Source organism: Ewingella sp. CoE-038-23, assembly GCF_040419245.1.
Taxonomy (GTDB): Bacteria; Pseudomonadota; Gammaproteobacteria; order Enterobacterales; family Enterobacteriaceae; genus Ewingella; species Ewingella allii.
The window spans coordinates 3,709,288-3,722,601 of record NZ_JAZHOH010000001.1 but is presented as its reverse complement, the minus strand read 5'-3'; the positions used below and the strand labels follow the sequence as shown (position 1 = coordinate 3,722,601).

12 protein-coding genes are annotated in these 13,314 nt (G+C 53.0%); 9 read left to right on the top strand and 3 right to left on the bottom strand.

Annotation, left to right across the window (positions count from 1 at the left end):
* Nucleotides 1-7 precede the first annotated feature (7 nt).
* The 3 genes from V2154_RS17880 to mutH form a co-directional block, all read right to left on the bottom strand.
* On the bottom strand, nt 8-1,048 hold the full coding sequence (locus tag V2154_RS17880; protein WP_353503273.1) for an NADP(H)-dependent aldo-keto reductase: 1,041 nt from the start codon (nt 1,046-1,048) through the stop codon (nt 8-10).
* Nucleotides 1,049-1,239: 191 nt separating this feature from the next.
* The gene (locus V2154_RS17875; protein WP_353503272.1) at nt 1,240-1,458 is read right to left on the bottom strand and encodes a YgdI/YgdR family lipoprotein; all 219 of its coding nucleotides are present in this window, start codon (nt 1,456-1,458) and stop codon (nt 1,240-1,242) included.
* Between the two features lie 113 nt (nt 1,459-1,571).
* Complete coding sequence (gene mutH, locus V2154_RS17870; protein ID WP_353503271.1) at nt 1,572-2,258, bottom strand: DNA mismatch repair endonuclease MutH; 687 nt, start codon at nt 2,256-2,258, stop codon at nt 1,572-1,574.
* A 694-nt stretch (nt 2,259-2,952) separates the two neighbouring features.
* Here mutH and rppH point away from each other — a divergent pair.
* From rppH to recC, 9 genes are all read left to right on the top strand, one after another.
* Nucleotides 2,953-3,480, top strand: coding sequence for an RNA pyrophosphohydrolase (gene rppH, locus V2154_RS17865; RefSeq protein ID WP_353503270.1), 528 nt, complete (start codon nt 2,953-2,955; stop codon nt 3,478-3,480).
* A gap of 11 nt (nt 3,481-3,491) precedes the next feature.
* A complete protein-coding gene (ptsP, locus tag V2154_RS17860) occupies nt 3,492-5,738 on the top strand; it encodes a phosphoenolpyruvate--protein phosphotransferase (protein ID WP_034792869.1) in 2,247 nt (748 codons plus the stop codon).
* Nucleotides 5,739-5,983: 245 nt separating this feature from the next.
* On the top strand, nt 5,984-6,850 hold the full coding sequence (gene lgt / locus V2154_RS17855) for a prolipoprotein diacylglyceryl transferase (RefSeq protein ID WP_353503269.1): 867 nt from the start codon (nt 5,984-5,986) through the stop codon (nt 6,848-6,850).
* A 6-nt stretch (nt 6,851-6,856) separates the two neighbouring features.
* Nucleotides 6,857-7,651, top strand: a complete 795-nt coding sequence (gene thyA / locus V2154_RS17850; protein WP_353503268.1) for a thymidylate synthase — start codon at nt 6,857-6,859, stop codon at nt 7,649-7,651.
* A gap of 264 nt (nt 7,652-7,915) precedes the next feature.
* A complete protein-coding gene (locus tag V2154_RS17845; RefSeq protein WP_353503267.1) occupies nt 7,916-8,413 on the top strand; it encodes a prepilin peptidase-dependent protein in 498 nt (165 codons plus the stop codon).
* Nucleotides 8,404-8,982, top strand: coding sequence for a prepilin peptidase-dependent protein (locus tag V2154_RS17840; protein WP_353503266.1), 579 nt, complete (start codon nt 8,404-8,406; stop codon nt 8,980-8,982). The genes V2154_RS17845 and V2154_RS17840 overlap by 10 nt, the downstream gene beginning before the upstream one ends.
* Entirely contained in the window at nt 8,979-9,500 is a 522-nt protein-coding gene (locus V2154_RS17835; protein WP_353503265.1) for a YgdB family protein, read from the top strand. The genes V2154_RS17840 and V2154_RS17835 overlap by 4 nt, the downstream gene beginning before the upstream one ends.
* A complete protein-coding gene (locus V2154_RS17830) occupies nt 9,466-9,819 on the top strand; it encodes a prepilin-type N-terminal cleavage/methylation domain-containing protein (RefSeq protein ID WP_353503264.1) in 354 nt (117 codons plus the stop codon). Before V2154_RS17835 ends, V2154_RS17830 begins: the two co-directional genes overlap by 35 nt.
* Nucleotides 9,820-9,932: 113 nt before the next feature.
* The gene (recC, locus tag V2154_RS17825) at nt 9,933-13,307 is read left to right on the top strand and encodes an exodeoxyribonuclease V subunit gamma (RefSeq protein ID WP_353503263.1); all 3,375 of its coding nucleotides are present in this window, start codon (nt 9,933-9,935) and stop codon (nt 13,305-13,307) included.
* The last annotated feature ends 7 nt before the right edge of the window (nt 13,308-13,314 follow it).

Sequence of the window (13,314 nt, the reverse complement as noted above, 5' to 3'; positions counted from 1 at the left end):
TTCAGACTTAAGGTGCAGGAATGGTGAAGCGTTTGTGGATCTCTTCCAGCGAGTTCAGCACTTCTTGGTCCAGCGTCAGGTTCTGGCTGTCGATGTTGGTCTTCAGCTGTTCCAGCGTGGTGGCGCCAATCAGGGTGCTGGCAACGAATGGCTGTTGGCGAACAAAGGCCAGCGCCATTTGTGACGGGTCGAGATTGTGCTTCTTAGCCAGCGCGACGTATTCGGCAATCGCCAGTTCAGACTGCGGCGAAGAGTAGCGAGTAAAGCGGCTAAACAGCGTGTTACGCGCGTTGGCAGGCTTAGCGCCGTTGAGATACTTGCCGCTCAGAGTGCCGAACGCCAGGCTGGAATAGGCCAGCAGCTCAACGCCTTCGTGCTGGCTGATTTCCGCCAGACCAATCTCAAAGCTGCGATTCAGCAGGCTGTACGGGTTTTGAATCGACACAATGCGCGGCAGGTCGTGCTTTTCGGCCAATTGCAGATAGCGCATCACGCCCCAAGGTGTTTCATTGGAGACGCCGATATAGCGGATTTTCCCGGCACGAACCTGCTCGTTTAACGCTTCTAACGTTTCCAAAATAGTGACAGGAGTGCTGTCTTCACTGTACTGATAACCCAGTTTGCCGAAGAAGTTCGCTGGGCGCTGCGGCCAGTGCACCTGATACAAATCGATATAGTCGGTGTTCAAACGTTGCAGGCTGGCGTCCACTGCGGCGCGGATGTTCTTGCGATCCAGCATCTGTGCCGGGCGAATGGCGTTATCGTTATTGCGTGAAGGCCCGGACACTTTGCTGGCGAGAATGATTTTCTCGCGATTGCCGCGCGCTTTCAGCCAGCTACCAATATAAGACTCGGTCAGCCCCTGAGTTTCAGGGCGCGGTGGCACGGGGTACATTTCTGCAGTATCAATAAAGTTGATACCCGCCGCCACGGCGTAATCCAGTTGTTGGTGGGCATCGGCTTCGCTGTTTTGTTCACCAAAGGTCATGGTGCCGAGTCCCAGTAGACTCACTTCTAAAGAACTATGGGGTATACGGTGATATTGCATTGCCGGTCTTCCTTACTCTCTGAGAATGTCAGGCCGATAAAAGCGCCTCAACTGACTTATCTTCACAAAACGGGTGTTAACTGACTATATACAAGCGGTGCGAGTGGGGGAAGTGCGGCAGCGGAGATAGGCAGAAAATGGCAAGAGCGCCTAAAAGGCCAGCGGAAAGGGCCGCTGGCAATTCATGTTAATTAGCGTTTCATCACCTGACTCACGTTATCGTTGTTGATCTGACGCTCATTGCCTTGATCATCGGTGTAGCTCAGCAGGCCGGTAGATTTATCCAGCTTAGGTTTGCCATCGGTCAGGATCATACTGCCGTCTTTGGTGGAAATGACATAATCGCTGGCACACCCTGCCAAACCGACAACCATCAGCGCAGCGCTGATTATCATTAAGCCTTTTTTCATGATTATTCCTCTAAGTAATGGGCTGTAAATAAAGATAGTCAACAGCCTAGCAAAAGGGCCAGACGACCGTTGAAAAAAAAGCGTTTTATTTCGTATAGATCAATAAGGCTGATTTAAAGCAGGAAATGTCGAGCCAGCAGAGGGCCGGTAAAGCTTTTCTTCAAGTAAAAGCCACGGGGCAGGGTCATGATCGGCTGCCCAAACTCACCAATGGCTTCCGTCAGGGCTTTGCTATTGGCCCCTTTGGGACGAAGTTGTAAGAATTCGCCTTTACGCGCGGTTATGGTTTCGACCTTGCCCAAAACAATCAAATCCATCAGCTCTTCCCAGTCTTCGCGCAGTTGCTGCTCTTCCTCTTCGGAAGGACTCCAGATGAGAGGCGCACCAATGCGGCGCTCTGCCAGCGGGATCTGCCGCTCGCCTTCGACCGGTATCCACAGCACTCGCGCCAATTTATGTCTGACATGGCTATTTTCCCACGTCACGCCGCTGTTGCCGGTCAGGGGCGCGACGCAGACAAAAGTGGTCTCTAAAGGTTTACCCTGTGCGTCGATGGGGATGGTTTTTAGCTCGACGCCGATGTCCGCAAAGTCCTGCTCCGGCTTACTGCCCGCCATCGCCCCTAAATAGACCTCAAGCAGCATGCCGACCCAACCCTTCTCGCGCTTGAGATCAGGAGGAATAGGCAAAGAAGCCCGGGCAGCCAGTTCACCCAGTGAGTAACCAGCCAGGGACTGGGCGCGCGCCAGCAGGCTCTGTTCATCCTTGGGAGGTTCTGTCATAGGAAATGGAATCGACATACAGCAAGTCTCAGATTTATTGGTTAATTTTCATACGCAGGTTTAATCACATCGGGAATTAAAAGTTATACCCGTGGATAGGTCGAATAATAGCATGATTTATTGCGCTTTTTTTTCCGCATAGCCGCGATCGCGCGAGGGATAATATAAAGTTGATCCACAGTTGCGGGTGACAATGAACAGGATCTTCCCCCTAGTTATCCACAGATTTTCTGGATAACCTCAGCTTATTCCGATCACTGGTTCGATTTACAGGCTTGACGGAGGGGGTATTTTGTCTTTTTGTCCCATAATTGGACAAAGTAGCGACTTTCTCTGTGGATAAAAACGGCGTTGATGGATCTTTCGCCAATAGCGATCGCTGTTACTCATTAAGGGCTGAGTAAACCCAGTGAAGAAGCTGTGAATTACTTTTAATTACATGAAATATATATCTTTAATATCACTGTCATCTGAGGGTAAGAAAAAGCTAAAAATAGTTTTACCCCTCTTGCTATGAAGTTCTTCACACATCTATCCACAGAAAAAGTGAATAAAATCGCACGACATGGCGAGCTTCTGTTTATAACTTTGCCATTCTCTGTGAGTTATCCCATTTTTATTCGTGAAGATAGGGGGTAAGCAGTGGTTTACCGCCTGTTGGTAGTATGAAACAATCAAGACATCTATGATTTGAAGTTATTGAGGTAGTCCGGTGATCGATGATGATGGCTACCGCCCGAATGTTGGTATCGTAATCTGCGACAAGCAGGGTCAAGTTTTATGGGCCAGACGATACGGCCAGCACTCCTGGCAGTTTCCGCAAGGGGGCATCAACCCTGGCGAAACCGCCGAACAGGCCATGTACCGTGAACTGTTTGAAGAGGTAGGTCTCAGCAGAAAAGACGTACGTATTCTGGCTTCGACCCGCAACTGGTTGCGCTATAAATTGCCAAAACGTTTGGTGCGTTGGGATACAAAGCCGGTGTGTATCGGCCAAAAGCAAAAATGGTTCTTGCTGCAATTGATGTGTAATGATGCGGACATCAACATGCAGCGCAGCAGTACGCCAGAATTCGATGGCTGGCGCTGGGTGAGTTTCTGGTATCCGGTGCGTCAGGTCGTGTCCTTCAAACGTGATGTTTACCGCCGCGTAATGAAAGAGTTCTCCACGACTGTGATGCCAATACAGGAGATCCCCGTGCCCCGGACATCGCCCGCTTACCGTCGGAAAAGAGGCTAAGTCGCAAAGAGATGCTCACGCGTTTGCGAGAAATTGTTGAAAAGGTAGCAATGGCGTCCAGCCTGAATGATGCGCTGGACGTTTTGGTCAATGAAACCTGCCTGGCGATGGACACAGAAGTGTGTTCCGTTTATCTCGCTGATAATGACCGCCGTTGCTACTACCTGATGGCGACGCGAGGTTTGAAAAAACCTCGCGGGCGCACTATCACGCTAGCCTTTGACGAAGGGATCGTCGGGTTGGTAGGGCGGCTTGCCGAACCCATCAACCTCGCCGACGCTCAGAGCCACCCTAGTTTTAAATATATTCCTCAGGTTAAAGAAGATCTTTTCAGATCCTTCCTCGGCGTCCCGATCATTCATCGTCGTCAGCTGCTTGGCGTGTTGGTTATCCAGCAGCGTGAGCATCGGCAGTTCGACGAAGGTGAAGAGTCCTTTATGGTCACGCTGGCCAACCAGCTGGCAGGGATACTTTCGCAAGCGCAGCTCAACGTTCTCTATGGCCGCTTTCGCCAGACTCGCGTCAAAGCGCTGGCCGCCTCGCCGGGTGTAGCTATCGGCATTGGCTGGCAGGACAGCACCCAGCCTTCGCTTGACCAAGTCTACATGGCGTCCACGCTGGACACCGTGCGTGAACGCGAACGCCTGACCCGCGCACTGGAAGAAGCCGGAGCCGAGTTCCGCCGCTTCAGTAAGCGTTTCACCGCCAGCGCGCAAAAAGAGAGCGCGGCTATTTTCGACCTCTACTCGCATCTGCTCAACGACGCGCGCCTCAAACGTGATTTATTCACTGAGATCGACAAGGGCGCGGTGGCCGAGTGGGCGGTTAAGAAAGTGGTCGAGCAGTTCGCCGCGCAGTTCGCCAGCTTGCAAGACACTTATATGCGCGAGCGCGGCAGCGATTTGCGCGCGCTCGGCCAGCGGCTGGTGTTCCACCTTGATGACACCATTCAGGGCAATACGACGTGGCCAGAGCGTTTCATTCTGGTGGCCGATGAGCTGACGGCAACCCTGCTGGCGGAAATGCCTCAGGATCGCCTTGCTGGCGTGGTGGTACGCGACGGCGCGGCTAACTCGCACGCCGCGATTTTGGTGCGCGCCATGGGTGTGCCGACCATCATGGGGGCCGATATTCAGCCTTCGTTGCTCAGCCAGCGCCAATTAATTGTGGATGGCTATCGCGGCGAGTTGCTGATCGACCCGGAACCCGTGCTGGTCAATGAATATAAGCGCCTGATTAGCGAAGAGATGGAGCTAAGCCAGCGCGCCGAGTATGACGTAGAACAGCCCGCGGCGATGAAAACCGGCGAGCGCGTTCAGGTGATGCTGAATGCCGGTTTGAGCGCCGACCACGAGAAACTGTTTGGCAGCCGTGTCGACGGCGTGGGTCTCTACCGTACTGAAATTCCCTTTATGCTGCAGAGCGGTTTCCCCTCTGAAGAGGAGCAGGTAGCGCAGTATCAGGGCATGCTCCAGCTGTTCCCAAGCAAGCCGGTGACGCTGCGTACGCTGGACATCGGTTCAGACAAACAGCTGCCTTACATGCCAATTAGCGAGGAGAACCCTTGCCTCGGCTGGCGCGGTATCCGCATTACCCTCGACCAGCCTGAAATCTTCCTGATACAGGTACGTGCCATGCTGCGTGCCAATGCCGCCACCGGCAATCTCGGTATTTTGCTGCCGATGATCACCAGCCTGGAAGAGATTGACGAAGCGCGCCGCCTGATCGACCGCGCGGGGCGCGAAGTGCAGGAGCAGTTGGGTTACGATCTTCCAAAAACCCGAATTGGCGTGATGATCGAAGTTCCTTCGATGATTTTCATGCTGCCATCGCTGGCAGGTCGGGTCGACTTTATCTCGGTTGGTACCAACGACCTGACTCAGTACCTGTTAGCCGTCGATCGCAACAACACGCGGGTCGCGGGTCTGTATGACAGTCTGCATCCGGCAATGCTGCGTGTCTTGAAGCAGATTGTGACCGAAGGCGAAGCGGCGGGTTTACAAATCAGCCTCTGTGGAGAAATGGCGGGCGACCCAATGGGCGCGCTGCTGTTGACCGGCATGGGCTACCGCAACCTCAGTATGAACGGCCGCAGTGTGGCAAGAATTAAATATTTATTGCGCAGTATTGAGCTGGCGGATGCTCAAGAGTTGGCGCGCCGGGTGCTTGAAGCCCAGTTCACCACTGATGTGCGACATATGACTGCAGCCTTTATGGAACGCCGAGGTTTAGGCGGTTTGATTCGCGGCGGTAAATAGCCCTAAGGCGCTAAATCACTGCTTTTCCAGCCGTCAGTCAGTATTAAACTGGCGGTAATGAGACGTTTTTTTACAGAACTTTTCCAGCCGTGTTTGCCCGTGGCTCATATTGCCTGTGCTATGATCCGCGACCTGCTGACCCCTAACCGGGCGATATCTGTGTACGTCGTGTTGCAGGAAGGCAACGAGCACACCTGCACCCGAAGTATGAAGGGTATAAAACAATAAACTACTTGTGGTGATAGATGAGCAATAGCTATCTGGCGTTTCCCCAGTTTGATCCGGTCATTTTCTCGCTAGGACCGGTTTCACTTCACTGGTATGGCTTGATGTATCTGGTCGGTTTCGTGTTCGCAATGTGGCTGGCCGTGCGCCGTGCCAACAAGCCGGGCAGTGGCTGGAAAAAAGAAGAAGTTGAGAACCTGCTGTATGCCGGATTCTTAGGCGTCTTCCTCGGCGGCCGCATCGGCTATGTCTTTTTCTACAACTTGCCACTGTTCCTCGAAAACCCGCTTTATCTGTTTAAAGTCTGGGATGGCGGCATGTCCTTCCACGGCGGTTTGATTGGCGTTATCGTGGTGATGCTGTGGTTTGCGCGTCGCACAAAACGCACTTTCTTCCAGGTTTCAGATTTTATTGCTCCGCTGATCCCATTTGGTCTCGGTGCAGGGCGCTTGGGTAACTTCATCAATGGCGAACTGTGGGGCCGCGTGACCACGGTGCCTTGGGCAATGCTGTTCCCTGGCTCGCGTCAGGAAGATATCGCCATTGCCTCCGCTGACCCGCAATGGCAGCCGCTGCTCAACCAATACGGCGTTCTGCCGCGTCACCCTTCGCAGGTTTACGAACTGCTGCTGGAAGGCGTAGTGCTGTTTATTATTCTCAACCTGTTCATCCGTAAGCCACGCCCAATGGGTGCTGTTTCAGGTCTATTCCTGATTGGTTACGGCGCATTCCGCAGCATCGTTGAGCACTTCCGCCAGCCGGACGCTCAGCTGGGGCTGTTCGACGGCTTCATCAGCATGGGACAGATCCTTTCGCTGCCGATGGTTATCGCTGGTGTCATCGTGATGATCTGGGCCTACCGTCGCCCGCAGAAACAATTATCTTGAGGTAACATGAAACAGTATCTGGATTTAATGCAGAAGGTGCTCGATGAGGGCACACCTAAAGCTGACCGTACCGGTACGGGTACGGTGTCAATTTTTGGTCATCAGATGCGTTTCAATCTGCAAGATGGCTTTCCACTGGTAACCACCAAGAAGTGCCATTTGCGCTCTATCATTCATGAGCTGCTGTGGTTCCTGAAAGGCGAAACCAACATTGCTTATCTGCGTGAAAACAACGTCACCATTTGGGACGAGTGGGCAGATGAGAATGGCGATCTTGGCCCGGTTTATGGCAAACAGTGGCGTTCTTGGGGCGCGGCCGATGGCAAGCAGATCGATCAGTTAAGCAACGTCATCAAACAGTTGAAGCAAGATCCTGACTCTCGTCGCATCATTGTTTCCTCTTGGAATGTCGGTGAATTGGATCAGATGGCCTTGGCGCCTTGCCATGCCTTCTTCCAGTTCTACGTGGCTAACGGCAAGCTCTCTTGCCAGCTATACCAGCGCTCATGCGACGTCTTCCTTGGCCTACCATTCAACATTGCCAGTTACGCTCTGCTGGTGCATATGGTGGCTCAGCAGTGTGACCTCGAAGTGGGTGACTTCGTCTGGACAGGCGGTGATACTCACCTCTATAGCAACCACATGGAACAGACTCATTTGCAACTGAGTCGCGAACCCCGTGCCTTGCCGAAACTGGTTATCAAACGTAAGCCGGCCTCACTGTTTGATTACGAGTTCGACGATTTTGCTATTGAGGGTTATGACCCTCACCCACCGATTAAAGCGCCGGTCGCTATCTAACCTCGCGTTATTCCCGCCAGCTCCCCGCTGGCGGGAAACTCACTCTCCCTTTTTTAACTCCCTCCCTTAACGCCATCTTTCCTGGACGCTTTTCTACACTTTTTTTCTGCCGGTATCCGGTATTTTTTCACCCGCTATTCAAGTTTGCGAGGCTTCACGCAAAATCCTTGTGATTGATGATTTTTGCAGAATATTTTCTCGAGGTTTCTTGGAGATCAGTGGCTTACCCGTAGCGCAGAGAAAATGGCTGGATAAACTCGCCTCATGGAAATGACCAACGAAGTAAAAGAGCGGGGCATGACGCTGATTGAAATACTGGTGGTGATCGCGCTTATTGCGATGTGCAGCTTATGGGGGCTACAGGGCTGGCGGGCCTATCAGCAATCGCTGGTACTGGAACAGCATGCCCAAAGGTTACGTTCATACCTGACTGAACTGCAGGCTGAGGCGAATGCTTATAACCGCTCTGTTATTTTATGGGTTATCGGCGGGAGCGGAGGCTGCGTGGGGCAGGGAAACAAGCCTGTGCGCTGTGACGCAGTTAATCCCGCGCCGCACTTTCGCATTATTGATGCCGAGGTGGAAATTGCCGATTTTACCCACAAGGTGATGGGCTTTTATGGCATCCGCAATGCTGCTCAGGCTGGGCATATTACTCTGCGTAATTCTGCCGGCAGCCTGCGCATTATTCTTTCTGCCAGAGGCAGACTTCGAATATGCAGTGAAGGCAAAGCCATATTGGGAATATCACTATGCGTCTGAAACAGCGCGGTTTTACTCTGCCAGAGGTGCTGATGGCCTTGAGTATCGGCAGCATGCTAATGCTCAGTTCGGCGCAGCTTTATCCTTTGCTGCGCCAGCGCAGCCAAAACCTTAGTCATCACTTCCAATTAGACCAATTACTGAGAAGCGCGGTTTCTAATCTCGAGAAAGATCTGCGTCGCTCCGGCTTTTGTAATGGGGAATGCAGAGGGAGCGCCACGGTTTTTGGGCAAAGCACAGGAGAGCCCGCACATTCCTGCATCATCATCGCCTATGACCTCAATCGTAATGGCCGCTGGGAGCCTGCCGGCAATGACAATGCCGAATACTTTGCCTATCGCTTACGCGCAGGCGCCATTGAAACCCAGCGAGGTGCCGCGAGCTGCCAAGGGAGTAGTTGGGAGAAGTTGCTGGATCCCGCCGAAGTCAAAGTGACCGATTTCAACGTCACAAAGCGGCTAACTCTACGTGGCAATTCATTGTTTACTATTAATATTACTGCACACTGGCGCGAGACGCCGACGGTGCATCGCCGGGTTGAAACCCGGGTGGCAGGGCGGGCGAGATGATGGTATCAGGATGGCGGATTCAGCGGCAGAGAGGCAGCGCCATGATGCTCAGCGTAATGATGATGATGTCCCTGGGGATTATCGTTTTGACTAACCTTGGGCAGCAACTGGCGGATAGCCTGACACTCACTGGCCATGAGCATCGCTATCTAAAAGCGCGCGAGCAGGCCGAATCCTCACTGAACTGGGGACTTAACCAATCATGGCAAGCTTCAGCGAGCAATCAATGGCAGTGCCAGCATGCTGATATCCACATTCCCGGCCAGCCGCCGCAGAGCTTACGTAGCTGTGTTCGTCCCTCCCTGCGCCAAGGCGTTTTTTTGCTCAAGGGGGAGGGCACAACTGATAACCACACGCGACCGCTGGTGGTCTATCAGCAGGCGAGGATGCTGGGTTCGCCGAACGGCAGCCGCAGATTTGCCGCAATTGCGCAGGGCTGGTTAGATTTCTGCCCTGAGTCAGAGCCTGATTATTGTGAAGAAGATGCAAGAGAGGATAACAATGCAAAAGGGATTTAGCCTGCCAGAGGCGCTGATAGCGACTTTGCTACTCGCAGTCTCTTTATTGGCGCTGTTGCAATATTACCAATCACTGAGCAATGGCTTTAGCCGCCAGTGGCAGTTCAGACAGGCAAAGTCTGAGGCACACGCCCAGCTCGAGGTCTTTGCTGTTAGCGGCAAAGGTTATCCACTGGCGGCTGGCTGGCAAAGCCAGATAACTGTGGCAAATCAGCTCGGCGGGTGCCGAAGCGTAGTGACTCAGGTACAAGCCCCTGCTGGATATCTCGCCCGTGCGGCAAGAATATTGTGTGATTCAGATAGCGAACCCGTCTTATGACGCCAATCGGCCTAGGTCACGGGTTTTCATTAGGTTCTAAGCTGGTTAGAGTAGTCTGCTGAATCTTCAAAAATGCACATATAAATTCGTCTTTTTTCCTCAAGGAAGCGCCAATGTTTACGGTTTATCACTCAAACCAATTAGATATTCTGAAAACGCTGACCACGGCGCTAATTGAGGGGCGCCCGCTCGCCGATCCTTTCAGCCAAGAAGTGATTCTGGTGCAAAGCCCAGGCATGGCGCAGTGGCTGCAAATGGAGTTGGCGCAGACATTTGGTATCGCAGCGAACATCGCATTCCCGCTGCCCGCGACCTTTATTTGGGACATGTTCACTAAAGTCTTACCGGGCATTCCCAAAGAGAGCGCCTTTAGCAAGGACGCGATGACATGGAAACTCATGTGGCTATTGCCGCAGAAATTGGGTGAAGAGGACTTTGCCTCGCTGCGCCACTATTTAGATGACGACGAAGACAAACGCAAAATCCATCAGCTCGCCGCCCGGGTAGCTGACCTTTTTGACCAATATCTGGTTTATCGTCCCGAATGGCTTAAAGCATGGGAAAGCGAGCGACAGGTGGAAGGGCTTGATGAGGCGCAGCGCTGGCAATCCTCCCTGTGGCGCGCGCTGTGTGCCTATACCCAAGAATTGCAACAGCCGGAATGGCACCGTGCCAACCTGTATCAGAACTTCATTTCCCAGCTGGAAAACGCCAAATTCACTCCGGCGGGCTTACCTTCTCGCGTATTTATCTGCGGGATCTCTGCATTGCCTCCGGTCTATTTGCAGGCCTTACAGGCGTTAGGCAAGCATATTGATATTCATCTGATGTTCACCAACCCGTGCAAATATTATTGGGGTGATATCCAGAACTACGCCTTTCTCGCCCGGCTGCAAAGCCGCAAGCGACGCCACTATCTTGAAAAGCTGGAAGATGCTTCTCTGTTCCGTGAGCCGGCACAAGCCGCTCAGCTCTTTAATGATGACGGCATGCAGAACCTGAGTAATCCATTGTTGGCTTCATGGGGCAAGCTTGGGCGCGACCACATGTTCCTGTTGTCGCAGGTGGACGATATTCAGGAAGTCCACGCCTTCGTTGACGTGGGAGATGGCTCTCTACTCCATGCCGTTCAGCAAGATATGTTGGAATTAGAGGACCATGCCATCATAGGGATGACGCCGGAAACCCTGCTCAGCAGTGACCAAAAGAGGGTGTTGAATCCAAAGGATCGCTCCCTAAGCCTGCATGTTTGCCACAGTCCGCAGCGCGAAGTTGAGATTCTGTATGACAATCTGCTCGCGCTGATGGCTGAAAACCCGGCGCTTACCCCGCGCGATATTATCGTCATGGTGGCGGATATCGACAGCTACGCGCCTTATATTCAGGCGGTATTTGGTAATGCGCCAGCAGAGCGCTATCTGCCCTTTGCCCTGTCGGATCGTAAAGCAAGTCAGGCTCACCCCGCGCTGCAAGCCTTTATCTCCCTACTCGATTTACCGCAAAGCCGCTTTACTGCCGAACAAGTTCTCGGGCTGTTGGAAGTCCCCGCGCTGGCTTCGCGCTTCTCCATTGATGAAGATGGACTGCGACTTTTGCGCCAGTGGGTCGGGGAATCTGGGATTCGCTGGGGGCTGGATGACGACAACGTCCGTGAGCTGTCACTGCCCGCGACTGGCCAGCACACCTGGCACTTTGGTTTGACCCGCATGCTGCTGGGCTACGCCATGGATAGCCAGTCGGGAGAGTGGCAGGGCGTCTTACCTTATGATGAATCAACCGGGTTGGCCGCCGAATTGGCCGGGCATTTAGCCGAGTTGCTGATGCAGCTTAGCCAGTGGCGCATAACCTTATCCAAGCCGCGCAGCGTCAGCGAGTGGCTGCCTCTGTGTCAGGAACTGCTTAGCACATTCTTCTCCGCCGAAGGGGAAACCGAAGTGGCATTGGCACTGATTGAGCAGCAGTGGCAAAAAGTTCTCAGCCACGGCGTTGCTGCTCAATATCCAGATCTTGTCCCGTTATCTATCTTGCGTGATGAACTGGCGTCAAAACTCGATCAAGAGCGCATCAGCCAGCGTTTTCTGGCCGGCCCGATTAACTTCTGTACCCTGATGCCAATGCGGTCCATCCCCTTCAAAGTGGTATGCCTGCTGGGAATGAATGATGGCATTTACCCAAGAACGCTGCCGCCGCTGGGTTTTGATCTGATGGCGCAGAAAGTGGAAAGGGGCGATCGCAGCCGCCGGGACGATGACCGTTATCTGTTCCTTGAAGCGCTGCTTTCGGCTCAGGATCATCTCTACATTAGCTATATTGGGCGCTCAATTCAGGATAACAGCGAGCGCTACCCTTCGGTGCTGGTGACAGAGCTGTTGGAGTACATCGGCCAAAGTTACTGTCTCGACGGTGATGAAGGCTTAACGGCGGATCAAAGTGCTGAGCGCGTCACAAAGCATCTGCTGTGCTGGCATCCGCGCACGCCTTTCGACGCCACTAATTTCGAGGCCGGTAACGAACATCAAAGCTTTGCGGCAGAATGGCTGCCTGCGGCCAGCCGAAAGGGTGATGACGTTCTGGATTTCAACCAACCTTTAGAGCCAGTGGCAACCACTGAAGTGACGCTAGAAAACTTGCTGCGTTTTTATCGTCACCCTATCAAGGCCTTTTTCCAAATGAGGCTCAATGTGAGTTTCGTGCTGGAAGAGACCGAACTGTCGGATGAAGAGCCTTTCATTCTGGACAATCTTGACCGTTACCAGTTCAACACCCAACTTCTCAACACGCTGATTGAAGAGCGGGATCCTGCACAACTCTTTACCCGAGTTCGTGCGTCCGGCGGCCTGCCGTACGGCCCGTTTGGTGAAATTTACTGGCAGAAGCAGTTGGAAGAAATGACTGAATTAGCCGACACCGTGCGCAGCGAAAGACAGGAGTACGGCAGCGTTGAGCTGGATTTGTCCGTGGGCGATATCAAACTGACGGGTTGGCTACATCAGGTACAAGACAATGGGCTGCTGCGCTGGCGTCCTGCGGCCTTGCTGGCCAGAGACGGTCTGTTATTGTGGATTGAACACTTGGCCTATTGCGCCGCCGGTGGCAAGGGCGACAGTCGGATGTATGGTCGCGGTGCCACGGCATGGCGATTTGCCGCGATGCCAGCTGACAGAGCAACGCAGCATCTACAGGATTTGATTAACGGGTATCTGGAGGGGATGTCTGAACCTTTGTTTTTACTCAACAAAAGTGGCTGGGCATGGTTATCGCAGTGTTTTGATAAAGATACTGGTACGGTAAGTCATGATGAGGAAAAGCTTGAGAAAGCGCGCAACAAGTTACTTCAGGCATGGCAGGGGGATATTCGCGTGCCGGGAGAAGGTGCCGATCCTTATATTCAGCGGGTGTTCCGTCAGTTAGATACGCAAAAATTACAAATTATTATCCGTGAAGCGGAACGCTTCCTTTTGCCCCTAGCCCGACACAATCTGGCATAGTGGCATG

Bases quoted from the DNA above. Each gene is read 5' to 3' on its own strand.
- V2154_RS17875 (WP_353503272.1), bottom strand. From the start codon at position 1,458: ATGAAAAAAGGCTTAATGATAATCAGCGCTGCGCTGATGGTTGTCGGT.
- thyA (WP_353503268.1), top strand. From the start codon at position 6,857: ATGAAACAGTATCTGGATTTAATGCAGAAGGTGCTCGATGAGGGCACA.
- V2154_RS17880 (WP_353503273.1), bottom strand. From the start codon at position 1,048: ATGCAATATCACCGTATACCCCATAGTTCTTTAGAAGTGAGTCTACTG.
- V2154_RS17835 (WP_353503265.1), top strand. From the start codon at position 8,979: ATGATGGTATCAGGATGGCGGATTCAGCGGCAGAGAGGCAGCGCCATG.
- V2154_RS17830 (WP_353503264.1), top strand. From the start codon at position 9,466: ATGCAAGAGAGGATAACAATGCAAAAGGGATTTAGCCTGCCAGAGGCG.
- ptsP (WP_034792869.1), top strand. From the start codon at position 3,492: ATGCTCACGCGTTTGCGAGAAATTGTTGAAAAGGTAGCAATGGCGTCC.
- lgt (WP_353503269.1), top strand. From the start codon at position 5,984: ATGAGCAATAGCTATCTGGCGTTTCCCCAGTTTGATCCGGTCATTTTC.
- V2154_RS17845 (WP_353503267.1), top strand. From the start codon at position 7,916: ATGGAAATGACCAACGAAGTAAAAGAGCGGGGCATGACGCTGATTGAA.
- mutH (WP_353503271.1), bottom strand. From the start codon at position 2,258: ATGTCGATTCCATTTCCTATGACAGAACCTCCCAAGGATGAACAGAGC.
- recC (WP_353503263.1), top strand. From the start codon at position 9,933: ATGTTTACGGTTTATCACTCAAACCAATTAGATATTCTGAAAACGCTG.
- V2154_RS17840 (WP_353503266.1), top strand. From the start codon at position 8,404: ATGCGTCTGAAACAGCGCGGTTTTACTCTGCCAGAGGTGCTGATGGCC.